Genomic DNA, 25130 nt, shown 5'->3' with positions numbered 1-25130 from the left:
ATCAGGCGTCGACTGTAGGAATCTTGCGCGGCGCCATGAAGTACATCCAGGTCAGCGCGATGAAGTACATCGCCGGGATCAGGGTGAACAGCACGGTGTAGTTGTTGTTCGTCACGGTCAGGATGTGGCCGACGATCTGGGTCATGAACATGCCGCCGATGGCCGCGCACATGCCGCCGAAGCCGAACACCGTGCTCATCATGTGCTTGGGCGTGTAGTCCATCACCAGGCTCCAGATGTTGGCGGTCCAGGCCTGGTGCGCACCAATCGCCAGGGAGATGGCGAACACCGCGACCCACAACTGGCTGGAACCGGCGGCCAAGATCACGCCGACGATGCAGCAGGCAAACAGCAACATCGACAGCAGCCGCGCCTTGATCGGGTTCAACCCGCGGCCGATCAGGAACGACGACAGAATCCCACCCCCCACACTGCCGAAGTCGGCGGTCAGGTAAATGATGATCAGCGGGATACCCATCTGGGTCACGTTGATGCCCAGGTTGTATTGCTGGTTCAAGAACGGCGGCAGCCAGTACAGGTAGAACCAGAACACCGGTGCGGTCAGCGAGTAGGCGATGGCGAAGGCCCAAGTGCCGCGCATGCGTAGGATACGGCTGAAGGGGACGCGGGGCTGTTCCGGTTCGACTTCCCGTTGCACGTAGTCCAATTCGGATTGCTTAACCGTTGGATGGTCTTCCGGGTTGTAGTACTTCAAGCCCCAGAACACAAGCCAGATGCCACCGAGTGCCGACATGCACAGGAACGCCGCCTGCCAGCCCCACACATGCAGGATCAACGGCAGCAGCATCGGCGTCATCATCGCGCCGACGTTGGTGCCGGCGTTGAAGATGCCGGTGGCCACTGCGCGTTCGCCGGCGGGGAACCACAGGCGGGTGGTCTTGACGCAGGCCGGGTAGTTGGCAGCTTCGGTCAGCCCGAGGATAAAACGGCAGACCATGAAGCCGACGGCCGAGGTGGCCAGGCCGTGGGCGCCGGTGGCCAGGCTCCACAGCAGCACCGCGCAGAAGAACACGCGCTTGACACCCACGCGGTCGATCAGCCGGCCTTGCAGCACAAAGCCAATCGCATAACCGACCTGGAACCAGAAGTTGATGTTGGCGTAGTCCATCGCCGTCCAGCTCATCTCTTTGGCGAGGATCGGTTGCATCACGCCCAGGGCGGCGCGGTCGATGTAGTTGAGCGTGGTGGCGAAGAACACCAGGGCCAGCATGCCCCAGCGGGTTTTGCCGACGGCCAGTGCGCCGCGAATCTTGTCGCCGATGCCGGCATGCGGGTTGGCCGGGCGCGCAGCCAGGACGGAGTTTTGCGAAGGCATGAGGTTTTACCCGTTTTTTGGAATTTTTAGGGTGTGTTCTGGGTTTTATTTTGGACGTTGCTACGGGAACGATGGTGCGCAGTGGCTAAAAAATCGTCAATTCGCCGATGGCCATTGTGTTCGATAATCGCCCTAAAAACTAACTGGTTCGTACATTTGAATTGCTGTGTGTAGGCTGGGGGCGAATAATTTACTGTAAATAACAACTGCCGGGAGTCGCCCCATGCAACGTTCCATCGCCACTGTTTCCTTGAGCGGCACCCTGCCAGAAAAGCTCGAAGCCATTGCCGCCGCCGGGTTTGATGGGGTTGAGATCTTCGAGAACGACCTATTGTATTACGATGGCAGCCCACGGGAAGTCAGGCAAATATGCACTGACTTGGGCCTAGCCATCACCTTGTTTCAGCCGTTCCGCGACTTTGAAGGCTGCCGCCGCGACCGCCTGGCACGTAACCTGGAGCGCGCCGAGCGTAAGTTCGACCTGATGCAGGAGCTGGGCACCGACCTGGTGCTGGTGTGCAGCAATGCCTCGGCCGATTGCGTGGGCGATGAACGTATTTTGCTCGATGACCTCAGCCTGCTCGCCGAACACGCTGGCCGCCGTGGTTTGCGCATCGGCTACGAAGCGCTGGCCTGGGGCAAGCATGTGAATACCTGGCAGCAGGTGTGGAACCTGGTGCGCCAGGTCGATCACCCGAGCCTTGGGGTGTTGCTCGACAGCTTCCACACCCTGTCGCTCAAGGGCGACCCGAGTGCTATCGCTGAGATTCCCGGCGACAAGATCTTCTTTGTGCAAATGGCCGACGCACCGATCCTGGCCATGGACGTGTTGGAGTGGAGCCGTCACTTCCGCTGCTTCCCCGGCCAGGGCGAATTCGACCTGGCGGGCTTTCTCGCGCCGATCATCAAGAGCGGTTATACCGGGCCGTTGTCCCTGGAGATCTTCAACGACGGCTTCCGCGCCGCACCAACCCGAGCCAACGCGGCGGATGGCTTGCGCTCGCTGCTCTACCTGGAAGAGAAAACCCGCCAGCGCCTGGCGCATGAACAGCCTGCCGTGCCGGTGGAGATCCTCTTTGACACCCCGCCCGCCAGCGAATACGACGGTATTGAATTCCTTGAATTTGCCGTGGACGAAAACCTCGGCGCCAAGCTGACGCAATGGCTGGAGCGCCTGGGCTTCGCCAAGGTCGGCCAGCATCGTTCCAAGAGCGTCAGCCTGTTGCGCCAGGGTGATATCAACCTGATCCTCAACTGCGAACCGTATTCCTTCGCCCACAACTTTTTCGAGGCCCACGGGCCGTCGTTATGTGCCACGGCGATTCGGGTCAAGGACAGCGCCAAGGCCCTGCAGCGGGCGGTGGCCTACAAGGGCCAGCCTTATCGTGGCCTGGTCGGGCCGAATGAGCTGGAATTGGCAGCGGTGCGTGCGCCGGACGGCAGCCTGATTTATCTGGTGGACCCAAGCGAAGGCGTATACGACACCGATTTCAATCTGCAACCGAGCGCTGCCTCCAGCGGCGGGCTTTTGCGCATCGACCACATGGCGATGGCCTTGCCCGCCGACAGCCTCGACAGCTGGGTGCTGTTCTACAAGAGCCTGCTGGATTTCGAAGCCGATGACGAAGTGGTGCTGCCTGATCCGTATGGCCTGGTGAAAAGCCGTGCGCTGCGTAGCCGCTGCAGCTCGATTCGCCTGCCGCTGAATATTTCCGAGAACCGCAACACCGCGATTTCCCACGCACTGTCGAGCTATCGAGGCTCGGGTGTGCATCACATTGCCTTCGACTGCGCGGATATTTTCGCCGAGGTGCGCCGGGCCAAGGAGGCGGGCGTGCCGTTGCTGGATATCCCGCTCAACTACTATGACGACCTGGCGGCGCGCTTTGATTTCGACGATGAGTTCCTCAGTGAGCTGGCGTACTACAACGTGCTGTATGACCGCGACGCCCAGGGCGGTGAGTTGTTTCATGTGTACACCGAGCCGTTCGAGGGGCGTTTTTTCTTCGAGATCATCCAGCGCAAGAATGGCTATGCCGGCTACGGCGCGGCCAACGTGGCGGTGCGCCTGGCGGCGATGGCTAAGTCGCGCAGCGGTGCGGTACGCCAGGCACGGTTATGACGGCGGGCCTGGTGCTTCCTTCGGGGAACGCTGCGGCCCATAATCGCGGCCTGCACAATAAAAACCGGCCGTGAGCGCACCATGACCTTGACTCCCGATCTCTCCGCAGTGTCAGACGCACCGCGCAAGAGTCGTAAGAACAACCCGGAAAAGACCCGCGAAAACATACTGCAAGAAGCCATTGTCGAGTTTGTTCAGCAGGGTCTCTCCGGCGCTCGCGTGGATGCGATCGCCGAGCGTATCCACACCTCGAAACGCATGATCTATTACTACTTCGGCAGCAAGGAGCAGTTGTACGTCGAGGTGCTGGAGAAGCTCTACGGCGATATCCGCAACACTGAAACACGCATGAACCTCACGGCCCTGGAACCGCGCGAAGCGATCCGTCGGTTGGTGGAGTTCACCTTCGATCACCACGACCAGAACGTGGATTTCGTGCGTATCGTCAGCATCGAAAATATCCACAATGCCGAGTACGTGAAGCGCTCCGATTCGATCAAGGCGATGAACAGCAACATTCTGGATGCGTTGGGCACGACCTTGCGCCGTGGCGCCGAGATGGGGCTGTTCCGTGCGGGGCTGGTGCCGCTGGACGTTCACCTGCTGATCAACTCATTCTGTTTTTACCGCGTATCCAACCGCCATACGTTCAGTGAGATTTTTCAGACCGACCTGTCGGATGAGGCGGTTAAACAGCGGCATCGCGAGATGATTTGTGAGTCGGTGTTGCGTTACCTGCAGGCCTGAGGCTGGCGCGGACTCAATGTGGGAGGGAGCTCGCTCCCACATTTGGATGCGGTTTTGGCCGTCAGGTATTCATGCTCTGGAAGTGCGCCAACATCCGGTGTGCATCCGGCACCAGGCCACTGAACAATTCAAACGCTTTCACCGCTTGAAACACCGCCATGTTGCCGCCATTCAGGGTGCGACATCCCAAGGCGTGGGCGTTACGCAGCAGTTCGGTTTCCAGGGGGAAATACACGATTTCCGCGACCCACAGTTCAGCGCGTAACAGCGCGGCGGGCACCGGCATGCCCGGCAGCTTGGCCATGCCCATCGGCGTGGTGTTCACCAGGCCGTCGGCCTCGGCCATGGCGTTTTCCAGATCGTTGCCAACCTGGGCGCGCCCGTTACCGAAACGCCGGGCGAGGTTATCCACCAGGTCGCGGGCGCGGCTGGCGTCCACGTCGAAAATGCTCAAGCGTTCAACGCCCTCTGCCAGCAGCGCATGAGCCACAGCCGCGCCGGCACCCCCGGCGCCCATCTGCACCACGCGTTGGCGTGCCACGTCATTCAGGTTACGGCGAAAGCCTTCGGCAAACCCCAGGCAGTCAGTGTTATGGCCGATGCGTTTGCCATCCTTGAACACCACGGTGTTGACCGCGCCAATGCCCCGGGCCTCGTCGGACAATTCATCGAGTAAAGGCAGGATCGCCTGCTTGCACGGGTAAGTAATGTTCAACCCGGTGAAGTTCATCTGCTCGGCGGCCTGCAGGAGGTCGGGCAGGGCATTGATGTCCAGGTGCAGCGGTTCCAGGTCGATCAGGCGATACAAGTAGCGCAGGCCTTGGGCGTCACCTTCCTGTTCATGCAGGGCGGGCGTGCGGGAGGCCTGGATGCCGGCGCCGATCAGGCCGGCGAGGATGCGCGGTTTCATCGGGCTCATCCTTTCACCGTGCGGCTGAAATGTTCCAGGGCCAGGTGATAGCCATGGCTGCCAAACCCGGCGAGTACCGCCTTGGCGATGGGCGACACGAACGAGTGATGACGAAACGCCTCGCGCGCATGCACGTTGGATAAATGCACCTCGATCACCGGCACTTCACTGGCCACCAGCGCATCGCGAATCGCCACCGAGGTGTGGGTCCAGGCCGCCGGGTTGATCACGATACCGGAGCAGCGGGCGCGGGCGCCGTGAATCCAGTCGAGTAATTCGCCTTCGTGGTTGGTTTGGCGAAATTCGATGGTCAGCCCCAGTTGCTCGGCACTGCGGCCACACAGTGCGGCGATGTCGGCCAGGGTTTCGTGGCCATAGGTGGCAGGCTCACGGGTGCCGAGCAGGTTGAGGTTGGGGCCGTTAAGCACCAGCACGATGGGCGGCATAAGGGGGTCTCCACAGTTATTGTTCGTTGTGGGGATAAAATGTACTGGATAGTTAATTTGGTCAATCGATGGCGGTAGATGTGTTCGATTATCGAACCGTTAATCAGTGAGCCCCGGCATTTCCAGGTACCGCCATGAGTAGTTACAAGACCGTATTCGACGGTTTGCCCGTCGTTACTACGCTGTGAAAACACGCCCTGATCAAGGAGCCGGTTGTCGGGTGACGCGTGGAAAAGTGTTACTCGGCGGAAAATAACCTAACGGATGGGTTACGATGAAAGTAGGCACTTACAAAGGACATGTGATTTCGGTGTTTCTCAGGGATGAGCATTGCCCGCCTCACGTACATGTCAGGGGCAAGCAATGGGATGCGCGCTTTCGTTTCAGCTTTCTGGATGGGCGAGTGGAGCTTTGGGATGTAGACCCCGAACGGCGGCGGCCACCCCGTGGGATTCTGGAAGGCATTCGCCAGGCGTTAATGCAGCGGCACGTCCTGGCTCGTGTACGACGGATCTGGTGGGAAAAACTGCAGACGGTTTGCCTGGAGAACCATTCCTGGGATTGGGACGCCGATGAGGTGTTGCCGGGGTTGATCATTCGGCGTGGTGTGTATGTGATTGCAAACGCCCGGCACGATGTGGCGAGGCAGCGAACCCTTTTGAATCTGGTCAGGGCGCCAGATTGTGTGGAGATTGATCTATGAAAATCGTAAAAGCCAAAACCTTGCCCGATGTACCGATCACTGAGGCCGATATCGATAAGGCCATAGTGCGGGGGCGCAAACTGAAGCGTTTGTACGCCAATGCTTGCTCGGTGCGTTACGAGGATGACTGCATCTCCATCGGCTTCAGCGACGGCAGTCGCATCCTGTTACCGGTGGTCGGTCTCCCGGAGTTCGAAGGGTTTTCCGCGCAGGACTTTCAGCAACTGGAGGTCGGTTTTGGCGGCAAGGCGCTGTGCTGTGAAGCCCGCGACCTGCAGGTTTCCATTACTGGCCTGATTGCGACCAGCCAACCCTTGATGGAGTTGGCCGTGAACCTGGTGGCGTCGCACAACGGCCGTAAAAGCAGCGCGGCCAAATCCGCCGCCGCCCGAGCCAATGGCAAGAAGGGCGGTCGGCCACGCAAGGAACCGTGAGGGGGGTTATCGACGGGTCAACAGCACCCCGGACTCCATATGGTGCGTCCACGGGAACTGGTCGAATAACGCGCATTGGGTGATCCGGTGCGTGTCATGTAGTTGCGCAATGTTCGCCGCCAGGGTTTCCGGGTTGCAGGAGATATAGAGGATGTTGTCGAAGCGTCGGGTCAATTCGCAGGTGTCCGGGTCCATGCCGGCACGCGGCGGGTCGACGAAGACGCTGCCGAACGCGTAGCTTTTCAGGTCGATGCCGTGCAGGCGGCGGAACGGACGCACTTCATTGAGCGCTTCGGTGAGTTCTTCGGCGGAGAGGCGCACCAGGGTGACGTTATCCACCGCGTTTTCATCGAGGTTGCTCAAGGCGGCATTCACCGAGGTCTTGCTGATCTCGGTGGCGAGCACGTTGCGCACGCGGGTCGCCAGCGGCAGGGTGAAGTTGCCGTTGCCGCAGTACAGCTCCAGCAGATCATCCGGGCGATCGCCGAGTGCTTCGTATGCCCAGTTGAGCATCTTCTGGTTCACCGTGCCGTTGGGCTGGGTGAAGGCGCCTTCGGGTTGACGGTAGCTGAAGGTACGGCCACCGACGTCGAGTTTTTCCACCACATAGTCGTGGCCGATCACATCGCGCTTGCCCTTGGAGCGGCCGATGATGCTCACGTTCAAGTCGGCCGCAAGCTGGTTCGCGGCGGTGTGCCAGTGCTCGTCCAGCGGGCGGTGATAGCACAGGGTGATCATCGCGTCGCCAGCCAGGGTGGTCAGGAACTCCACCTGGAACAGCTTATGGCTCAGGGCGGCGCTGGCTTGCCAGGCGGCCTTGAGCTGCGGCATCAACTGGTTGATGCGCTGGCTGGCGATGGGGAACTCGTCGATCAGGATCGGCGTGCGCTTGTCGTCCTGGGAGAACATCGCGTAGTGGCGTTCCCCTCCTTCGCGCCACAGGCGGAACTCCGCGCGCAGGCGGAAGTTCTGCAGGGGCGAGTCGAAGACCTGGGGCTCGGGTGCGTCAAACGGTGCCAGCAGGTCACGCAAGCGCGTGACCTTGTCTTGCAGTTGAGCGGTGTAGCGTGTGGCGTCAAAAGTCATGCGTTGAACCAGCCCAGCTTGATCACAAACAGAATCGACAGAATCACCAGTGCCGGGTTCAGCTCACGGTAGCGGCCCGAAAGCAGCTTGATGGCGGTCCAGGCGATGAAACCGAAGGCGATGCCGTTGGCGATGGAGTAAGTGAAGGGCATCGCCAGGGCGGTGATCACCACCGGCGCTGCAACAGTAATGTCATCCCAGTCGATTTCCGCCAGGCCCGAGGTCATCAGTACCGCGACGAACAGCAACGCAGGCGCGGTGGCGAAGGCCGGTACGCTGGAGGCCAGTGGCGAGAAGAACAGCGCCAGCAGGAACAGGATCGCGACCACGACAGCGGTCAAACCGGTGCGGCCACCGGCACTCACGCCGGCTGCGGATTCGATGTAGCTGGTGGTGGTCGAGGTGCCCAGCAGCGAACCGGCCATGGCGGCGGTGCTGTCGGCGATCAGCGCACGGCCCATTTTCGGCATGTGGCCATCCTTGCTCATCAGCCCGGCGCGCTTGGCCACGCCGATCAGGGTGCCGGAGTTGTCGAACAGGTCGACGAACAGGAACGCGAAGATCACGCTGACCAGGCCGATGTCCAACGCGCCTTTGATATCCAATTGCAGGAAGGTCGGGGCCAGGGACGGTGGCATGGACATCACGCCGCCGAACTCAGTGACGCCTAGCAGGATGGACACGATGGTCACGGCCAGGATGCCGATCAATACCGCGCCTCGTACCGCCAGGGCTTCCAGCGCAACGATCAGCATGAAGCCCAGGATGGCCAGGATAGGCGCCGGTTTTGTCAGGTCGCCCAAGCCCACCAGGGTATTAGGGTTGCCGACCACGATTCCGGCGTTGTGCAGGGCGATCAGCGCCAGGAACAGGCCGATACCGGCAGCAATCGCCGAGCGCAGGGGCAGGGGGATGCTGTTGATGATCCATTCACGGATGCGGAAGATCGACAGAATGAAGAACAGCACCGCCGAAATGAACACCGCCCCCAGCGCTACTTGCCAGGTATGGCCCATGTGCAGGACCACGGTGTAGGTAAAGAAGGCGTTGAGGCCCATGCCCGGCGCCAGCGCGATCGGGTAGTTGGCGATCAAGCCCATCACGGTCGAACCGATGGCCGCGGCCAGGCAGGTCGCGACAAACACTGCGCCCTTGTCCATGCCGGTCTCGCCGAGGATGCTCGGGTTCACGAACAAAATGTAGGCCATGGCCAGGAATGTCGTGATGCCCGCGAGGATCTCGGTGCGCACGTTCGTGTTGTGTGCTTTGAGTTGAAACAGCTTTTCCAGCATGCCTGCTCCCTGTGACGCTATGTTGCGTCGTGATTTGTTGACCTCTAAGTCAAAGCACAAATTGCGCCAAGCGCCTGTGGCTTCAGAGAGGATCGGAAAAAGCGGCGCATCATACCAGCAGCCGGGCCCGTGTGGCGCACGGGGTTGGCTTTGTGACGCATGGCTGTGAATCATGGCCTTGAGGCATACTGCGCCGACGTTTAATTCAGGGTCATCGACAGCATGAAAATAGCCAACGCGTGGAGTCTAGCTCTGATCGCTTGTATCAGCTTTTGGCTAGGCGCGGCACCGGCGTGGGGCGCGACTGCACCGGCCTTGAGCGAGGTGCGGGTGTTCAAGGTCGAGTCGGCGAGGTGTGTGGAAACGATTCCGGAGCGCTCGCAGAGCACGCAGATGTGTACGCACCGTGGGCCCACCCAGGTGTCGGTGATGGAAGTCGGCCTGGGCAACAACCCGATGGGCCGTTTCAATGGCGCCGAACTCAGCGGGCAACGCACTGCGGTGTGCCAGGTCGGTAGCGTCAGCCAGGCCTGCGCTGGCGCGGGCACGCTGATGGGCTACATCTATGTGTTCGACCTGAACGTCGCCGCCCCAGGCTGGTTCGAATACAGCAACACGTCGATCAACGCGCCGCGAAATACCCTGAAAACCCAGCTCAATATCCGCTGATCAATGGCCTTGAACGCCACGGATATCCGGCGGTGAGGTTCAGACGTTGCTTTCGTCCACTGGCACGTGCATGCGGTCGCGGTTGGCCAGGGTCGGGAACAGTTTGATCCACGCCCCGGTCACCAGCAGCGTGCCGATCCCGCCCATGACCACGGCGGGCACGGTGCCGAACCAGTGGGCGGTGATCCCGGACTCGAACTCGCCCAGTTGATTCGACGCGCCAATAAACAGGCCGTTGACCGCACTGACCCGCCCGCGCATGTCGTCCGGTGTCTCCAACTGCACGAAAGAGGCGCGGATCACCATGCTGATCATGTCCGCCGCGCCCAGCACCACCAGCACAGCCAGGGAAAACCAGAACGAGGTGGACAGGCCGAAGGCGATGGTCGCCACGCCGAACACACCGACGGCGGTAAACATCACGCGGCCCACGTGCCGGTCGACCGAAAAGCGCGCCAGCCACAACGACATCAACAACGCGCCGACTGCCGGCGCCGAACGCAACAGGCCCAGGCCCCAGGCGCCGGTCAGCAGGATGTCCTTGGCGAACACCGGCAGCAACGCGGTAGCACCGCCGAGCAACACGGCGAACAGGTCGAGGGAAATTGCCCCGAGGATGTCCGGGCGGCTGCGAATAAAGCGAATCCCGGCCAGCAGCGAGTCCATCGTGGCCTTGGCTTTATTGAGCGGGGTCTGGCGGGCGGGCAGGTTGAGGGTCAGCACGCAAGCAATGAGGTACAGCACCACGGTCGGGCCATACACCCACACGCTGCCAAACGCGTAAAGCAAACCGCCGAGGGCCGGGGCGACGATGGTTGCCAGTTGCTGGGCCGATTGCGATGAGGCCACGGCCCGTGGGAACAGGGCGCTGGGTACGATGCTTGGGAGCAGCGCTTGAGTGGTGGGCATTTCAAAGGAGCGTGCCGCGCCGAGCACGAAGGCGAGGATAAAGATCATCTCGCGGGTCACGTTGCCGGTCAGGCCGCCAATGGCCAGGGACAAGGCAATCAGCGCCTGTACGGTCTGGCAGATGGCCGCCACCTTGCGCCGCTCATAGCGGTCGGCCACATGCCCGGTGTGCAGCATGAACAGCACGCGGGGGACGAACTCCACCAGACCGACCAGGCCCAGGTCCAGCACATTGCCGGTCAGTTGATAGAGGTTCCAGCCGATGGCCACGGTGAGCATTTGGAAGCCGCTGGCGGTGAAGATCCGCGCCAGCCAGAACGCGATGAAAGGGCGGTGGTGGCGTAACAGCAGCGCGGGTTCACTGGGCATCGGGCGTTCGGGTCAAAGCGGGAGGGGAATTCGAGACTAGCATCAAGCTGTAACAAACAGTTGCAAAAACTGCGCTGAGGCAAGCTGTCACGCGGCAAAAGACCACACAGGTCAATCGCTAAAATGGGACTACTCTTTTGACTGTGATTGATCCAGATCAAAGCTATTTCAAGATTTGTTCTGGCGGCCGTAAGGCCTGATTCCCTACGTGGCTGGTAAAAAAAGAAACGAATTGAAATTCGCCACACTCCATATCCGTGGGGGCAGTGGATGCGGCCTCCAGCCAGCATTCGGTATTACCTGACAGAGGAAGACTTATGTTCGGTTTGGAGGCGCTAGATCTCGCCCGAATTCAGTTCGCATTCACCATCTCGTTCCACATCCTGTTTCCGGCGATCACCATCGGCCTGGCGAGTTACCTTGCGGTGCTAGAAGGCTTGTGGCTCAAGACCCATAACGACACCTACCGTGACCTCTACCATTTCTGGTCGAAGATCTTTGCCGTCAACTTCGGCATGGGCGTGGTCTCCGGCTTGGTCATGGCTTACCAGTTCGGCACCAACTGGAGCCGTTTCTCGGACTTCGCCGGCTCCGTCACCGGGCCGCTGCTGACGTATGAAGTGCTCACGGCCTTCTTCCTTGAGGCCGGTTTCCTCGGCGTGATGCTCTTCGGCTGGAACAAGGTGGGGCGCAAGCTGCACTTCTTCGCGACCGTGATGGTGGCCGTCGGCACGCTGATTTCCACCTTCTGGATTCTCGCCTCCAACAGCTGGATGCAGACGCCCCAGGGCTTTGAAATCATCGACGGCCGCGTGATCCCTACGGACTGGCTGGCCGTGATCTTCAACCCCTCGTTCCCCTACCGCCTGATGCACATGGCCACTGCAGCGTTTGTGGCGACGGCGTTCTTCGTCGGTTCCTCTGCGGCCTGGCATTTGTTGCGCGGCAAGGACAACCCGGCCATCCGCAAGATGTTGTCGATGGCCATGTGGATGGCCCTGATCGTCGCGCCTATCCAGGCGGTGATCGGTGACTTCCACGGCCTCAACACCCTGCAGCACCAGCCGGCGAAAATCGCTGCGATTGAAGGCCACTGGGAAAATATCGGCAACGAGCCGACACCGCTGATCCTGTTCGGCTGGCCCGACATGAAGGCGGAAAAAACCAAGTACGCGGTGGAAATCCCTTATCTCGGCAGCCTGATCCTGACCCACTCCCTGGACAAACAGGTGCCGGCACTCAAGGACTTCCCGCCTGAGGACCGCCCCAACTCGACCATCGTGTTCTGGTCGTTCCGGGTTATGGTCGGCCTGGGCTTCCTGATGATCTTCACCGGCCTGTTCAGCCTCTGGCTGCGCCGGGGCGGCAAGATGTACACGTCCAGGCCGTTTCTGTACCTGGCGTTGTGGATGGGCCCGTCCGGCCTGATCGCGATTCTCGCCGGCTGGTTCACCACCGAGATCGGGCGCCAGCCGTGGGTGGTCTACGGGCTGATGCGCACGGCGGATGCGTCCTCCGGGCATAGCCTGGTGCAGATGAGCATCACCCTGGTGCTGTTCGTGGTGGTGTACTTCACGCTGTTCGGCGCCGGGTTGGGCTACATGATGCGCCTGGTGCGAAAAGGCCCGGTGATCCACGAAGGCATCGAGCCTACCCACGGTGGCCCAGGCCAGAAACGCACACCGGCGCGTCCGTTGTCGGCGGCCGATGACGGCAGCGATGACAATCACGTCGACATCCAGCACAAGGGGAATTGAGATGGGTATTGATCTTCCGCTGATCTGGGCCGTGATCATCATCTTCGGCATCATGATGTACGTGGTCATGGACGGCTTCGACCTGGGTATCGGCATCCTCTTTCCGTTTATCCCCGGTAAGACTGACCGTGACGTGATGATGAACACCGTCGCTCCGGTCTGGGACGGTAACGAAACCTGGCTGGTACTAGGCGGCGCGGCGTTGTTCGGCGCTTTCCCGCTGGCCTATTCGGTGGTGCTGTCGGCCTTGTACCTGCCGCTGATGCTGATGCTGATCGGGCTGATCTTTCGCGGTGTAGCCTTCGAGTTCCGCTTCAAGGCCAAGGACCACAAGCGTCACCTGTGGGACAAGGCGTTCATCGGCGGGTCGCTGGCGGCCACCTTCTTCCAGGGCGTGGCGTTGGGTGCGTTCATCGACGGCATCCCGGTGGTCAATCGCCAGTTTGCCGGTGGTTCACTCGATTGGGCGACGCCGTTCACGATGTTCTGCGGCGTGGCGCTGATCGTGGCCTACGCGTTGCTCGGTTGCACCTGGCTGATCATGAAGACCGAAGGCAAGTTGCAGGAGCAGATGCACGACCTGGCTCGGCCATTGGCCTTCGTGGTGCTGGCGGTGATCGGTATCGTGAGTATCTGGACGCCGTTGTCGCACCCGGAAATCGCCTCGCGCTGGTTCACCCTGCCGAACCTGTTCTGGTTCCTGCCGGTGCCAATCCTGGTGCTGGTGACCATGTACGGGCTGATCCGCGCCGTGGCGCGCAATGCGCACTACACGCCGTTCCTGCTGACGCTGGTGCTGATTTTCCTCGGCTACAGCGGCCTGGGTATCAGCCTGTGGCCGAACATCATCCCGCCATCGGTGTCGATCTGGGACGCCGCCGCGCCGCCGCAAAGCCAGGGCTTCATGCTGGTGGGCACGTTGTTCATCATCCCGTTCATCCTGGGCTACACCTTCTGGAGCTACTACGTGTTCCGCGGCAAGGTTACCCACGAAGACGGTTATCACTAGGAGGGTCGTTTCATGTCCGGCAAACCTTCATTGCACGAGATTGAACAGGCCGAGAAACAGCCGCTGTGGCGGCGCCTTGGCTGGTTGGCGATGATCTGGACCGGCAGCGTGCTGGCCCTGTTCATCGTGGCCAGCCTGATGCGCCTGTTCATGAGCGCGGCCGGCCTGACCACGCACTGATATCCCATCCCGTTGCCTCGCGGCACGGTTTTTTGACCCTGCCCCTTCTTTGGAAGGAGCGGGGTCTTTTTTTATTTGCGCGCTTTGAGAATCACGAACTTGGGCGTGGCGGCCACTTGCTCGACGCCACGGAACAGCCGCGCCAACTTGCTGTGATAGCCCAGGTGACGGTTGCCGACTATATAGAGGGCGCCGCCGACCACCAGCGCTTCGCGCGCCTGCTGGAACATGCGCCAGGCGAGGAAGTCGCCAACCACCTGCTGCTGATGGAACGGTGGATTGCACAGCACCACCTCCAACGATTGCGGCGCCTGGCCGGCCAGGCCATCGTCGGCGCGGACGATGACGTCGCGATCACCCAGTGCGGCTTGCCAGTTCTCGGCGGCCGATTGCACGGCCATGTAGGACTCGTCCACCAAGGTGTAGTGCGCGTCCGGGTTCTGCAGGGCGCTGGCAATCGCGAGTACGCCATTGCCGCAACCCAGGTCGGCAACCCGCGCACTGCCAAGGCCTGTGGGCAAGTGCGGGAGGAATGCGCGGGTGCCGATGTCCAGGCCTTCGCGGCAGAACACGTTGGCGTGGTTGAGCAGGGCGATGGCCGGTGTGTCCAGGGTGTAACGGGTGGGGTAGGGCGAGACGGCGGCCGGGCGATCCCCGGCGGTGGCAATCAACAGTCGCGCTTTTTTGACCGCCAGGGACGCGTGCATCGGCCCGATGTACTGCTCCAGCAACTCACCGGCCGCCCGTGGCAGATGCTTGACCATCGCACCGGCGATGACTTCAGCGCCCGGCGCCAGTTGGCCCTGCAGGCGGATCAACTGTTCTTCGAGCAACGCCAGGGTTTTCGGCACGCGGATCAGTACCCGGTCGAACGGCCCACGTGGCACGTGGCTGGCAGGCATGAACGGCACGGCATCAAACGTCTTGCCGTTGCGCACCAGGTTTTTCTCCAGGCCTTGGGCGGCGAGAAACGAGTCGCCGCTGGACGTTACCTGCACATGACCTTCAAGGCTGGCGGCCAATGCGCCAAAGCTGTCGTTCAGCACCAGCACGCGGGTCGCGGCGTTCGGTTGCTGCTCGGCCAGGTAGCTGAGCAGGTACTCGTCGGCGGCGTCGAACGCTTGCAGCGGATCGTTGTGCTGCTCGGGTTGGCGGATCAGATCGAGCTGGGCGAACGGGCTTTCAAGCAGGGGCATGGAGGGGGAGGCTCTGGGTAGTCGATGAGTGTTCGGCGGGTTGCATGGGGACCGGCGCAACCGTCTGAGTGAACTGCGAGGCGGCACCTTGGGGGCTGCGTCAACACTCAGCGTTGGCCGTAAATGTTACTTTTTTTTCGCAAGGATTACATGCGGTGATTCCGCGCCGGTTAAAACAAACCCGCCTTCGAGGCGCAGAGTACGGCAGCGATCTTATTGTTGACTCCCAGCTTCCTGAAACAACTGGCGAGGTGAAAGCCAATCGTGCGCTCCGACAGGCACAGGATGCGGGCGATGTCTGAAGCGGTCTTGCCCAGAGCGGACCATTTGAGGATTTCTGTTTCCCGTGGGGTCAATGTGTTGGGCGTCTCTGCGCCGGGGCTTTCGGCGTATTTCTGCGCGACCACTGCATGCATGGCATGGCAGAGCCACAATACCTGGCCGGCCTTCTCGTACAGCTCCTGCGGGCTGACCTCACCCTTACCGCGTCCCAGGGTCAGCATGCTGAACACCCCCTGGAAGTCGTGGACCGACTGGGTCCAACCCAGATGGACGCCAGAAGACTGGGCCAGTTCCCATAAGTTCGGCGCGGCGCCGAACACTTTTTCCTCCCAGACAATCGGCAGTACGCAACGTTTGCAGTGGGTGACAACCGGGTCTACATCGAAGAAGTGGGCCTGGTCGTACAGCGTGTTCCATTCATTTGGATAGTTATTTAGGCAAATCGGTTTTTTTGGGTGTATTGGTCGTTGAGCGCTCATCGTAAAGGAACAAAATTGGAAGCCAAGCTCGTATGTTTGGTTGATGACCATTTCAAATACGCTGGTGATCTTATCCTCGCCCTCCAGCTTGGGGAGTCGTGTATTGCGCCAGTTGACCATCTGTAACTCTCCATGGATTTTTTTGTGACTTGGGTACGTCCTGGCCCCCAACGGTGCACGGAATGGAGTGTAGGATATCGGTTACATTTGCAGATGAAATTTTCGCTCTTGTACCGAGTGTTCTAATAGTTTTTCAATCAAGCATTAGTTTGCTATTCAAATGCCGGTATTTTTTTCCAGATTTTTTAATGGGTTGTGATGCCTGTAACGCTCAACTAACAAAGACGCTGCGTGTCAATGTAGTGGAGCGACGTGGGGTAATAGCGAAATGATTAATGGCGAAATCAAAGTGCTACTATTTTCGCAAACCCTGGGTGGCTAAACGATACTACTGCCGACTGTAGGTGTTTCCGCGTGTGACTTTGGGGGACACTAGGGCACCTGTAGAACGGAGCTCCCCATGACGGCCAGTGCTGAGAAATTTACCCGCCAGACCCTGCTCGACGTGCAATCGCTGACGCCCAGCCTCTTCACCCTGCGCACCACCCGTGACCCGGGCTTCCGGTTTACCGCTGGCCAGTTCGTGCGCCTGGGGGTGACCAAGGCCGATGGCAGCACGGTATGGCGCGCGTACTCTGTGGTGTCGTCGCCGTTTGATGAGTATCTGGATTTCTTCTCGATTGTGGTGCCCGGCGGCGAGTTCACCAGCGAGCTGAGCCGCTTGCGCGTGGGCGATACGCTGATGGTCGAGCGCCAGGCCACAGGCTTCCTGACCCTGAACCGGTTTGTCGACGGCCGTGACCTGTGGCTGCTGGGCACCGGCACCGGGGTGGCGCCGTTCCTGTCGATCCTGCAGGACTTTGAGGTCTGGGAAAAATTCGAGCGCATCATCCTCGTGTACAGCGCCCGGGAGGCCAGGGAACTGGCCTATCAGTCGCTTATCCAGGGGCTGGCGCAGCGTGAGTACCTGGCCGAGTACGCCCACAAGCTGACCTATCTGCCGCTGGTCACCCGCGAGCAGCATCCCGGCGCCCTGCATGGGCGCATTACCACCCTGATCGAGAATGGCGAACTGGAGCGCGCAGCCGGCGTCGAGCTGACCCCGGAGCATTCGCGCGTGATGATTTGCGGCAACCCGCAGATGATCGACGACACCCGCCAATTGCTCAAACAACGCGACATGCAATTGAGCCTGTCCCGGCGCCCTGGCCAGGTGGCAGTGGAAAACTACTGGTAACAAAAAGGCGCCCCTGGAGGCGCCTTCTTTCAAATCGATACGGCTTACAGCGGCTTTTCGTTCTGTGCCTTGAGCAGGTCACGGATTTCACCCAGCAACACTTCTTCCTTGCTCGGCGTCGGCGGCAGGCTTGGGGCCACCGCTTCTTCGCGCTTCAGGCGGTTGATGGCCTTCACACCCATGAAGATCGCAAACGCGACGATCAGGAAGTCGATCACGCTCTGGATGAACTTGCCGTAGGCCAGCACGACCGCCGGGACATTGCCCTGGGCAGCCTTGAGCGTCACGGCCAAATCAGCGAAGTCGACACCGCCGATCAACAGACCGATCGGTGGCATCACCACGTCGCCTACAAACGATGAAACAATTTTGCCGAAGGCGGCGCCGATGATAATACCGACGGCCATGTCGACCACATTACCTTTGACCGCGAAGGCCTTGAACTCACTGATCACGCCCATAGGTTATTCCTTGTTACAGATGAGAAGGGTGGAGCTCAGTGTAAGTCAGTCGTAACGGGCTTGCCTGACACAACTGTTAACACTGTTGGTTTTTATCGACACATTAAATCGTAAATAGTTTTCAAAGTGCCATCACTCGCGCGCGAATTACCCATAATTTCAGTGGGTTACCAGATTATTTTCTCAATCGCCCTGGTGGTGTTTTTCTATTTATCTTCTGACTCGCGGGTCACTAGCCTCTGGCAAGCACAACTGAATGTGCATTAAAAAAACCAGAGGAAACCTCGATGAACAACCCCATGAACCGCGCGCCCGTTCTGGCGCGCCATGCGCTGGTGCTGGCGACCGTCAGCCTGCTTTCCCTGTCTGTGCACGCCGCCAACCTGACCCGCGATAACGGCGCCATCGTCGGCGACAACCAGAACTCGCAAACTGCTGGCGCCAACGGCCCGGTGCTGCTGCAAGACGTGCAACTGATTCAGAAACTGCAACGCTTTGACCGCGAACGCATCCCCGAGCGCGTGGTACATGCCCGTGGTACCGGCGCCCACGGCACGTTTACCGTCACCGATAACCTCAGCGATCTGACCAAGGCCAAAGTCTTCGCCGCCGGCGAAGCAACCCCGGTATTCGTGCGGTTCTCGGCGGTGGTACACGGCAACCATTCCCCGGAAACCCTGCGCGACCCTCGCGGTTTCGCCACCAAGTTCTACACCGCCGACGGCAACTGGGACTTGGTCGGCAACAACTTCCCGACGTTCTTTATCCGCGATGCCATCAAGTTCCCGGACATGGTCCACGCCTTCAAGCCGGACCCACGCACTAACCTGGATGATGACTCGCGTCGTTTCGACTTCTTCTCTCATGTTCCCGAAGCCACCCGCACACTGACCGAGTTGTACTCCGACGCCGGCACGCCGGCCAGTTACCGCGAAATGGACGGCAATGGCGTACATGCCTACAAGTTGATCAACGCCAAAGGCGAAGTGCATTACGTCAAGTTCCACTGGAAGAGCCTGCAAGGCATCAAGAATCTTGATCCCAAGCAAGTCACTGAGGTGCAGGGCCGTGACTACAGCCATATGACGAATGACCTGGTCACGCATATCAACAAGGGCGACTTCCCCAAGTGGGACTTGTTCGTGCAGGTGCTCAAGCCTGAGGAACTGGCCAAGTTCGACTTTGACCCGTTGGACGCCACCAAGATCTGGCCCAATGTTCCCGAGCGCAAAGTCGGGCAGATGGTGTTGAACCGCAACCCGGCCAATGTCTTCCAGGAAACCGAGCAAGTAGCCATGGCCCCGGCCAACCTGGTGCCGGGCATCGAACCGTCGGAAGATCGCCTGCTGCAAGGCCGGGTGTTCTCCTATGCCGACACGCAGATGTACCGCCTGGGCGCCAACGCCCTGCAACTGCCGATCAACGCCCCTCGGGTCACCGTCAACAACGGTAACCAGGACGGTGCGATGAATCTCGGCAAAACCACCACCGGTGTTAACTACCAGCCAAGCCGCCTGCTGCCACGCGAAGAGCCGCAAACCGCGCGTTACAGCCAGTCGCCGCTGGTGGGCAGTACCCAGCAGGCGAAGATCCTGCGTGAGCAGAACTTCAAGCAGGCCGGTGATCTGTATCGCTCCTACAGCAAGAAGGAACGTCAGGACTTGATCGAGAACTTCGGCGGCTCCTTGGCCACCACCGACGACGAGAGCAAGCACATCATCCTGTCGTTCCTCTATAAAGCCGACCCGGAATACGGCACCGGCGTGACCAAGGTCGCCAAGGGTGACCTGGCCCGCGTGAAAGCGCTGGCGGAAAAGCTGACTGACTGACGTTGGTTCCGGTCGACGCCCTACATGGGCGTCGACGCTTTCAATGGGGGCTTCGCCCCTGGCAGGAGAATGACCATGCGTATTTCCATCGGGCTGCTGATGGCCATGCTGGCCTTCGTCGCCCATGCCGAGTCCCCGGACCCGGTTGCGCTCAAGGCGCAATTGCAGGACTACTATTTCGACGCCGCTCGCCGTGGCGATCTCGACATGCTCAACACCTTTATCGACGCCGGCTACAGCCTCAATACCCAGGACGACAAGGGCTACACCGCGCTGATCCTCGCCGCGTATCACGGCCAGGGGCCCTTCGTGGAGCGCTTGCTCAGTGCCGGCGCCGACGCCTGCGTGCAGGACAAGCGCGGCAACACCGCACTGATGGGCGCGATCTGCAAGGGTGAACTGAACATCGCCCGGCGCTTGCTGGCCACCGCCTGCAACGCCGACCAACGCAACGGCGCCGGGCAGACCGCCGCCATGTACGCCGGGCTGTTCAAGCGCCTCGAACTGCTCGACGAGTTGAAAGCCAAAGGCGCCGACCTGAATGCCGAAGACCCGATCGGCAACAGTGCTTCACGGTTGGCCGGCGGTGAAATCCGGACCCCGGCGCCGCGCTGAGCTATCATCGCGGTTTTTCGGTTGGAGGTTCTCAGATGGCAAAGGCCAAGCGCATGTACGGCTGCACCGAGTGCGGCGCGACCTTTCCCAAGTGGGCCGGCCAGTGTACCGAGTGCGGGGCGTGGAACACCCTCACCGAAACCATGATCGAAAGTGGCGGCGCTGCGGCCCCCAGCGGCCGCGCCGGCTGGACCGGGCAACAGGCGCAGATCAAGACCCTGGCCGAAGTCAGCGTCGAGGAGGTCCCGCGTTTCTCCACCGCCTCCGGTGAGCTCGACCGGGTGCTGGGCGGCGGCCTGGTGGACGGCTCGGTGGTACTGATCGGCGGCGACCCCGGTATCGGCAAGTCGACCATCCTGTTGCAAACCCTGTGCAGCATCGCCAGCCGCATGCCGGCGCTGTACGTCACCGGCGAAGAATCCCAGCAACAAGTGGCCATGCGCGCACGCCGCCTGGGCCTGCCTCAGGATCAACTGCGGGTGATGACTGAAACCTGCATCGAAAGCATCATCGCCACCGCGCGGATCGAAAAGCCCAAGGTCATGGTGATCGACTCGATCCAGACGATTTTCACCGAGCAACTGCAATCGGCCCCGGGCGGTGTGTCCCAGGTGCGTGAGAGCGCGGCGCTGTTGGTGCGTTATGCCAAACAGAGTGGCACGGCGATCTTTCTGGTCGGTCACGTGACCAAGGAAGGCGCGCTGGCCGGGCCACGGGTGTTGGAGCACATGGTCGACACCGTGCTGTATTTCGAGGGCGAATCCGATGGCCGTTTACGCTTGCTGCGGGCCGTGAAGAACCGCTTCGGCGCGGTGAACGAGCTGGGCGTATTCGCCATGACCGACCGCGGGCTGAAAGAAGTTTCCAACCCCTCGGCGATTTTCCTGACCCGTGCCCAGGAGGAAGTCCCAGGCAGTGTGGTGATGGCAACGTGGGAAGGCACCCGGCCGATGCTGGTGGAAGTGCAGGCGCTGGTGGACGACAGTCATTTGGCCAACCCGCGCCGGGTGACCCTGGGCCTGGACCAGAACCGCCTGGCGATGCTGCTCGCGGTACTCCATCGGCACGGCGGTATCCCGACCCATGACCAGGACGTGTTTCTTAACGTGGTGGGCGGGGTCAAGGTGCTGGAGACCGCGTCCGACCTGGCGTTGATGGCGGCGGTGATGTCCAGCCTGCGCAATCGCCCGCTGCCCCACGACCTGTTGGTGTTTGGCGAAGTCGGCCTGTCGGGCGAAGTGCGCCCGGTGCCCAGTGGTCAGGAGCGTTTGAAGGAAGCGGCCAAGCACGGCTTCAAACGCGCGATCGTGCCCAAGGGCAACGCGCCGAAGGAAGCGCCGCCGGGGTTGCAGGTGATTGCGGTGACGCGGCTGGAGCAGGCGTTGGATGCACTTTTCGAGTAGCCCACAACACCGCCCCTCCCACAGGTGGTCAGAGCTCCAGCAACGCGCCCAGCTGCCGCTCCAGTTCTTCCTGATCGCCCAGATTCAACTCGACCAAGCGGCGCAAATGGCTGATCGACTCCAGACTGATGTGCTCGCACTCAAACCCCAGTTGGCCAGGTTGATCGTGGGTCAGCCTGACCTGCATCTGCACATCGGTAGTGGCGTCCAGGTGGATATCCACATGGAACGACTCAGTGCCGATGCCGAGCCAGGGTGTCGGTCTCAGCACCAGCAAGCCCTTCAGCGATAAGTCCACCAACTGCACCGGCCATTCCTGACCGTTTTGCCGAAGTTTGGTTTTGGCATCAAAGGCGATCCGGCGAAAACGACGGCGATCAGACGCATGTTCGGTCATGGTGAAACCCTCTGTGGATGAAGGGATTGTAGCCTTGCGCCATTATTGAGGCTTTATTTCTGCTTTTTTTGCCGTGGGAAGGCTCTAGACCAACGTAGGGGGCTGGCCTTTAAGGCCAGTAGCGCTAAACTCGAGCTGGTTGTCCTTTCTGTCCACCCTGGCTGGAATACAAAAAAATGAAAAATAATAATAGCCTGCTACGCCACTTACCCTGGCTGGTACTGGCCATAGTAGGTGCGTGCGCTCTAGGCGTAGTGGCCTTGCGCCGCGGCGAAGCGATCAATGCCTTGTGGATCGTGGTCGCTGCAGTGGCGATCTACCTGGTCGCCTATCGTTACTACAGTCTGTTCATCGCCAACAACGTGATGCAGCTCGATCCACGACGGGCCACCCCCGCAGTGGTCAATAACGACGGTCTGGACTACGTGCCGACCAACAAACACATCCTTTTCGGTCACCACTTTGCGGCGATTGCCGGTGCAGGCCCCTTGGTCGGCCCGGTGCTGGCGGCGCAAATGGGTTATCTGCCCGGCACGCTGTGGCTGATCGCCGGGGTGGTGCTGGCCGGTGCGGTGCAGGACTTCATGGTCCTGTTCCTGTCCACCCGTCGTAACGGCCGTTCCCTGGGGGATATGGTTCGCGAAGAGATGGGCCGCATTCCGGGGACCATCGCGCTGTTCGGCTGCTTCCTGATCATGATCATCATCCTCGCGGTGCTGGCGCTGATCGTGGTCAAGGCCCTGGCCGAGAGCCCGTGGGGCATCTTCACGGTGATGGCGACCATCCCGATCGCGATGTTCATGGGCGTCTACATGCGCTACATCCGCCCGGGCCGCATCGGTGAGATTTCGATCGTCGGCGTGCTGTTGCTGCTCGGTTCGATCTGGCTGGGCGGGCAGATTGCCGCCGATCCGGCCTGGGCCAAGGTGTTCAGTTTCACCGGCATCCAGATCACCTGGATGCTGATCGGCTACGGTTTCGTCGCAGCGGTACTGCCGGTGTGGCTGATCCTGGCACCGCGTGACTATCTCTCCACCTTCCTCAAAATCGGCACCATCGTCGCCTTGGCCATCGGTATCCTGGTGACCATGCCCGACCTGAAAATGCCGGCGCTGACCCAATTCATCGATGGCACCGGCCCGGTGTGGAAGGGCGGACTGTTCCCGTTCCTGTTCATCACCATTGCCTGCGGTGCGGTCTCGGGCTTCCACGCGCTGATCGCTTCGGGCACCACGCCGAAGTTGCTGGCCAGTGAAGGCCACGCCCGTTACATCGGGTATGGCGGCATGTTGATGGAGTCGTTCGTGGCCATCATGGCGATGGTTGCCGCTTCGGTGATCGAGCCTGGCGTGTACTTCGCCATGAACAGCCCTGCGGCGATTGTCGGCTCCGACGTGGTCACCGTCGCTCAAACCGTCAGCAGTTGGGGCTTTGCGATTACGCCTGAGGCGCTGTCGGCCGTTGCCCGTGACATCGGCGAAACCACCGTCCTGGCGCGTGCCGGCGGTGCGCCGACGCTCGCTGTGGGTATCGCGCAGATCCTGCACAGTGTCCTGCCAGGTGAAAACACCATGGCGTTCTGGTACCACTTTGCGATCCTGTTCGAAGCGCTGTTCATCCTGACGGCGGTCGACGCCGGTACCCGTGCCGGGCGCTTCATGCTGCAAGACCTGCTGGGTTCCTTCGTGCCGGCGCTCAAACGTACCGAGTCCTGGACCGCCAACCTGATCGCGACCGCCGGTTGCGTGGCCATGTGGGGTTACCTGCTGTATCAAGGTGTGATCGACCCACTGGGCGGCATCAACACCTTGTGGCCGCTGTTCGGTATCTCCAACCAGATGCTGGCAGGTATCGCGCTGATGCTGGCGACTGTCGTGCTGATCAAAATGAAGCGCCAACGCTACATTTGGGTGACCATGCTGCCGGCTGTCTGGCTGCTGATCTGCACCACCACCGCGGGCTTCATCAAGCTGTTCGACGCTAACCCGGCGATCGGCTTCCTGTCGCTGGCGAAGAAGTACAGCGATGCGCTGGCCAACGGTCAGATCCTGGCCCCGGCCAAGAGTATCGACCAGATGCAGCATGTGATCTGGAATGCCTACACCAACGCAACGCTGACGGCGCTGTTCCTGTTCGTGGTCTTCAGCATCCTGTTCTATGCGCTCAAGGTCGGCATTGCCGCCTGGGGTAACAAAGAACGCACGGATAAAGAAGCCCCGTTCCAGGCCGTACCGGACGCATGATCGAGGATTGCAGCCATGTTCAATGACATCAGTCGCCTCGGTAAATACCTCGGTCAGGCCGCGCGCCTGATGGTCGGCATGCCCGACTACGACACTTACGTCGAGCATATGCAAACCAAACACCCGGACAAACCGATGATGGACTACAAGGCGTTCTTCCGGGAACGCCAGGAAGCCCGTTACGGCGGCAAGGGTGGGCCCAAATGCTGCTGACCCGGTAATTCGGGCTGGCGGTGATCTACTGTGGGAGGGGGCTTGCCCCCGATAGCGATGTGTCAGTGACATACCAGTGCCTGACACACTGCTATCGGGGGCAAGCCCCCTCCCACATTTGTTTCTGTGTTCCTTCAAGGAGAATTTCTTTGTCCTCTCCCATCCCCGTCACCGTCCTTAGTGGCTTCCTCGGCGCCGGCAAGACCACGTTGCTGCGCCACCTGCTCAAAGCCGAGCACGGCTTGAAAATCGCCGTGATCGAAAACGAATTCAGCGACGCCGGTATCGACACCCAGCTATTGGGCGCCGAGCCCGTGCAAGTCATGACCCTGTCCAACGGCTGCGTGTGCTGCACCATCCACACCGACCTGACCAAAGCCCTGTACCTGCTGCTGGAGCGTCTGGACAGCGGCGAGATCGCCTTCGACCGCCTGGTGATCGAATGCACCGGCCTGGCCGACCCGGCCCCCGTGGCCCAGACCTTTTTCATCGATGAAGAGCTGCGCGAGCGCTACATCCTCGACGGCATCATCACCCTGGTGGACGCGGCCCACGCCGAGCAGCACCTGAGCCAAACCATCGCCCAGGCGCAGATCGGGTTTGCCGACCGCCTGCTGGTGAGCAAGCGCGACCTGGTGGACGACGTAACTTTCGACGCCCTCAGCCAACGCCTGACTCGCATCAACCGCCGCGCGCCGATTCGCGTATGACCGAAGTAGAAGTAAAGAAAACACAAGAAAGCCTGC

The 25130-nt window shown here is 60.7% G+C and carries 24 protein-coding genes and 1 pseudogene; 15 read left to right on the top strand and 10 right to left on the bottom strand.

Going from position 1 to position 25130, the window contains the following annotated elements:
* Nucleotide 1 precedes the first annotated feature (1 nt).
* Nucleotides 2-1336, bottom strand: a complete 1335-nt coding sequence (locus L9Z73_RS04025) for an MFS transporter (RefSeq protein ID WP_247396609.1) — start codon at nucleotides 1334-1336, stop codon at nucleotides 2-4.
* 223 nt (nucleotides 1337-1559) lie between these two features.
* Here L9Z73_RS04025 and quiC point away from each other — a divergent pair, with 223 nt between their 5' ends.
* The gene (quiC, locus tag L9Z73_RS04020; protein ID WP_247396607.1) at nucleotides 1560-3458 is read left to right on the top strand and encodes a 3-dehydroshikimate dehydratase QuiC; all 1899 of its coding nucleotides are present in this window, start codon (nucleotides 1560-1562) and stop codon (nucleotides 3456-3458) included.
* 81 nt (nucleotides 3459-3539) lie between these two features.
* Nucleotides 3540-4205, top strand: a complete 666-nt coding sequence (locus L9Z73_RS04015; RefSeq protein ID WP_247396604.1) for a TetR/AcrR family transcriptional regulator — start codon at nucleotides 3540-3542, stop codon at nucleotides 4203-4205.
* Nucleotides 4206-4266: 61 nt separating this feature from the next.
* Here the strand turns inward: L9Z73_RS04015 and L9Z73_RS04010 are convergent, their stop codons facing one another.
* Nucleotides 4267-5115, bottom strand: a complete 849-nt coding sequence (locus L9Z73_RS04010) for a shikimate dehydrogenase (protein WP_247396602.1) — start codon at nucleotides 5113-5115, stop codon at nucleotides 4267-4269.
* Nucleotides 5116-5120: 5 nt separating this feature from the next.
* Nucleotides 5121-5561, bottom strand: coding sequence for a type II 3-dehydroquinate dehydratase (gene aroQ / locus L9Z73_RS04005; RefSeq protein WP_247396600.1), 441 nt, complete (start codon nucleotides 5559-5561; stop codon nucleotides 5121-5123).
* A 274-nt stretch (nucleotides 5562-5835) separates the two neighbouring features.
* On the opposite strand from aroQ, the gene L9Z73_RS04000 reads away from it, so the two are divergent.
* A complete protein-coding gene (locus tag L9Z73_RS04000; protein WP_247396597.1) occupies nucleotides 5836-6264 on the top strand; it encodes a DUF4160 domain-containing protein in 429 nt (142 codons plus the stop codon).
* A complete protein-coding gene (locus L9Z73_RS03995; protein ID WP_247396595.1) occupies nucleotides 6261-6698 on the top strand; it encodes a DUF2442 domain-containing protein in 438 nt (145 codons plus the stop codon). The genes L9Z73_RS04000 and L9Z73_RS03995 overlap by 4 nt, the downstream gene beginning before the upstream one ends.
* 6 nt (nucleotides 6699-6704) lie before the next feature.
* Here L9Z73_RS03995 and trmA read toward each other — a convergent pair whose 3' ends face one another.
* Nucleotides 6705-7784: a tRNA (uridine(54)-C5)-methyltransferase TrmA gene (gene trmA / locus L9Z73_RS03990; RefSeq protein WP_247396592.1), complete on the bottom strand. Its 1080-nt coding sequence runs from the start codon at nucleotides 7782-7784 to the stop codon at nucleotides 6705-6707.
* Nucleotides 7781-9076: an NCS2 family permease gene (locus tag L9Z73_RS03985; RefSeq protein ID WP_247396590.1), complete on the bottom strand. Its 1296-nt coding sequence runs from the start codon at nucleotides 9074-9076 to the stop codon at nucleotides 7781-7783. Before L9Z73_RS03985 ends, trmA begins: the two co-directional genes overlap by 4 nt.
* A 222-nt stretch (nucleotides 9077-9298) precedes the next feature.
* Between L9Z73_RS03985 and L9Z73_RS03980 the strand changes: the two genes are divergently transcribed.
* On the top strand, nucleotides 9299-9745 hold the full coding sequence (locus L9Z73_RS03980; protein WP_247396589.1) for a DUF4879 domain-containing protein: 447 nt from the start codon (nucleotides 9299-9301) through the stop codon (nucleotides 9743-9745).
* A 39-nt stretch (nucleotides 9746-9784) separates the two neighbouring features.
* On the opposite strand, the gene L9Z73_RS03975 is transcribed toward L9Z73_RS03980, so the two are convergent.
* Complete coding sequence (locus tag L9Z73_RS03975) at nucleotides 9785-11023, bottom strand: MFS transporter (protein ID WP_247396588.1); 1239 nt, start codon at nucleotides 11021-11023, stop codon at nucleotides 9785-9787.
* 317 nt (nucleotides 11024-11340) lie between these two features.
* Between L9Z73_RS03975 and L9Z73_RS03970 the strand changes: the two genes are divergently transcribed.
* Genes L9Z73_RS03970 through L9Z73_RS03960 form a run of 3 tightly spaced genes read left to right on the top strand, consistent with a single transcriptional unit; the run spans nucleotide 11341 to nucleotide 13969 of the window.
* Nucleotides 11341-12780 (top strand): cytochrome ubiquinol oxidase subunit I, encoded by a 1440-nt coding sequence (locus L9Z73_RS03970; protein WP_247396586.1) that lies wholly within the window; start codon nucleotides 11341-11343, stop codon nucleotides 12778-12780.
* A 1-nt stretch (nucleotide 12781) separates the two neighbouring features.
* Nucleotides 12782-13789, top strand: a complete 1008-nt coding sequence (cydB, locus tag L9Z73_RS03965; RefSeq protein ID WP_247396584.1) for a cytochrome d ubiquinol oxidase subunit II — start codon at nucleotides 12782-12784, stop codon at nucleotides 13787-13789.
* 12 nt (nucleotides 13790-13801) lie between these two features.
* Nucleotides 13802-13969, top strand: a complete 168-nt coding sequence (locus tag L9Z73_RS03960; RefSeq protein ID WP_247396582.1) for a DUF2474 domain-containing protein — start codon at nucleotides 13802-13804, stop codon at nucleotides 13967-13969.
* A 71-nt stretch (nucleotides 13970-14040) separates the two neighbouring features.
* Here the strand turns inward: L9Z73_RS03960 and L9Z73_RS03955 are convergent, their stop codons facing one another.
* Both L9Z73_RS03955 and L9Z73_RS03950 read right to left on the bottom strand, forming a co-directional pair.
* Nucleotides 14041-15165, bottom strand: coding sequence for a methyltransferase (locus tag L9Z73_RS03955; protein ID WP_247396580.1), 1125 nt, complete (start codon nucleotides 15163-15165; stop codon nucleotides 14041-14043).
* A 170-nt stretch (nucleotides 15166-15335) separates the two neighbouring features.
* Entirely contained in the window at nucleotides 15336-16046 is a 711-nt protein-coding gene (locus tag L9Z73_RS03950) for a helix-turn-helix transcriptional regulator (protein ID WP_247396577.1), read from the bottom strand.
* A 400-nt stretch (nucleotides 16047-16446) separates the two neighbouring features.
* Here L9Z73_RS03950 and L9Z73_RS03945 point away from each other — a divergent pair, with 400 nt between their 5' ends.
* Nucleotides 16447-17223 (top strand): ferredoxin--NADP reductase, encoded by a 777-nt coding sequence (locus L9Z73_RS03945; protein WP_247396573.1) that lies wholly within the window; start codon nucleotides 16447-16449, stop codon nucleotides 17221-17223.
* 44 nt (nucleotides 17224-17267) lie between these two features.
* Here the strand turns inward: L9Z73_RS03945 and mscL are convergent, their stop codons facing one another.
* A complete protein-coding gene (gene mscL, locus L9Z73_RS03940; protein WP_247396571.1) occupies nucleotides 17268-17684 on the bottom strand; it encodes a large-conductance mechanosensitive channel protein MscL in 417 nt (138 codons plus the stop codon).
* Nucleotides 17685-17971: 287 nt separating this feature from the next.
* On the opposite strand from mscL, the gene katB reads away from it, so the two are divergent.
* From katB to radA, 3 genes are all read left to right on the top strand, one after another.
* Complete coding sequence (gene katB, locus L9Z73_RS03935) at nucleotides 17972-19513, top strand: catalase KatB (protein ID WP_430624274.1); 1542 nt, start codon at nucleotides 17972-17974, stop codon at nucleotides 19511-19513.
* Between the two features lie 75 nt (nucleotides 19514-19588).
* Nucleotides 19589-20128 carry an ankyrin repeat domain-containing protein gene (locus tag L9Z73_RS03930; RefSeq protein ID WP_247396569.1) on the top strand — a complete coding sequence of 180 codons (540 nt, stop codon included), beginning with the start codon at nucleotides 19589-19591 and terminating at the stop codon, nucleotides 20126-20128.
* A gap of 35 nt (nucleotides 20129-20163) precedes the next feature.
* Complete coding sequence (radA, locus tag L9Z73_RS03925) at nucleotides 20164-21531, top strand: DNA repair protein RadA (protein ID WP_017848272.1); 1368 nt, start codon at nucleotides 20164-20166, stop codon at nucleotides 21529-21531.
* Between the two features lie 28 nt (nucleotides 21532-21559).
* Here radA and L9Z73_RS03920 read toward each other — a convergent pair whose 3' ends face one another.
* Nucleotides 21560-21928 carry a PilZ domain-containing protein gene (locus L9Z73_RS03920; RefSeq protein ID WP_247396566.1) on the bottom strand — a complete coding sequence of 123 codons (369 nt, stop codon included), beginning with the start codon at nucleotides 21926-21928 and terminating at the stop codon, nucleotides 21560-21562.
* A gap of 176 nt (nucleotides 21929-22104) precedes the next feature.
* On the opposite strand from L9Z73_RS03920, the gene L9Z73_RS03915 reads away from it, so the two are divergent.
* From L9Z73_RS03915 to L9Z73_RS03905, 3 genes and pseudogenes are all read left to right on the top strand, one after another.
* A complete protein-coding gene (locus L9Z73_RS03915) occupies nucleotides 22105-24171 on the top strand; it encodes a carbon starvation CstA family protein (protein ID WP_247396563.1) in 2067 nt (688 codons plus the stop codon).
* Between the two features lie 15 nt (nucleotides 24172-24186).
* Nucleotides 24187-24384 carry a YbdD/YjiX family protein gene (locus tag L9Z73_RS03910; RefSeq protein WP_003176208.1) on the top strand — a complete coding sequence of 66 codons (198 nt, stop codon included), beginning with the start codon at nucleotides 24187-24189 and terminating at the stop codon, nucleotides 24382-24384.
* A gap of 149 nt (nucleotides 24385-24533) precedes the next feature.
* Nucleotides 24534-25091 (top strand): annotated as a pseudogene (locus L9Z73_RS03905) (GTP-binding protein); the annotation flags it as partial.
* Nucleotides 25092-25130: the final 39 nt, after the last annotated feature.

This window comes from Pseudomonas emilianonis (assembly GCF_023072625.1).
Classification (GTDB): domain Bacteria; phylum Pseudomonadota; class Gammaproteobacteria; order Pseudomonadales; family Pseudomonadaceae; genus Aquipseudomonas; species Aquipseudomonas paraveronii.
The sequence above is the reverse complement of the archived record's forward strand: the minus strand, read 5'-3'. Positions and strand labels throughout refer to the sequence as shown.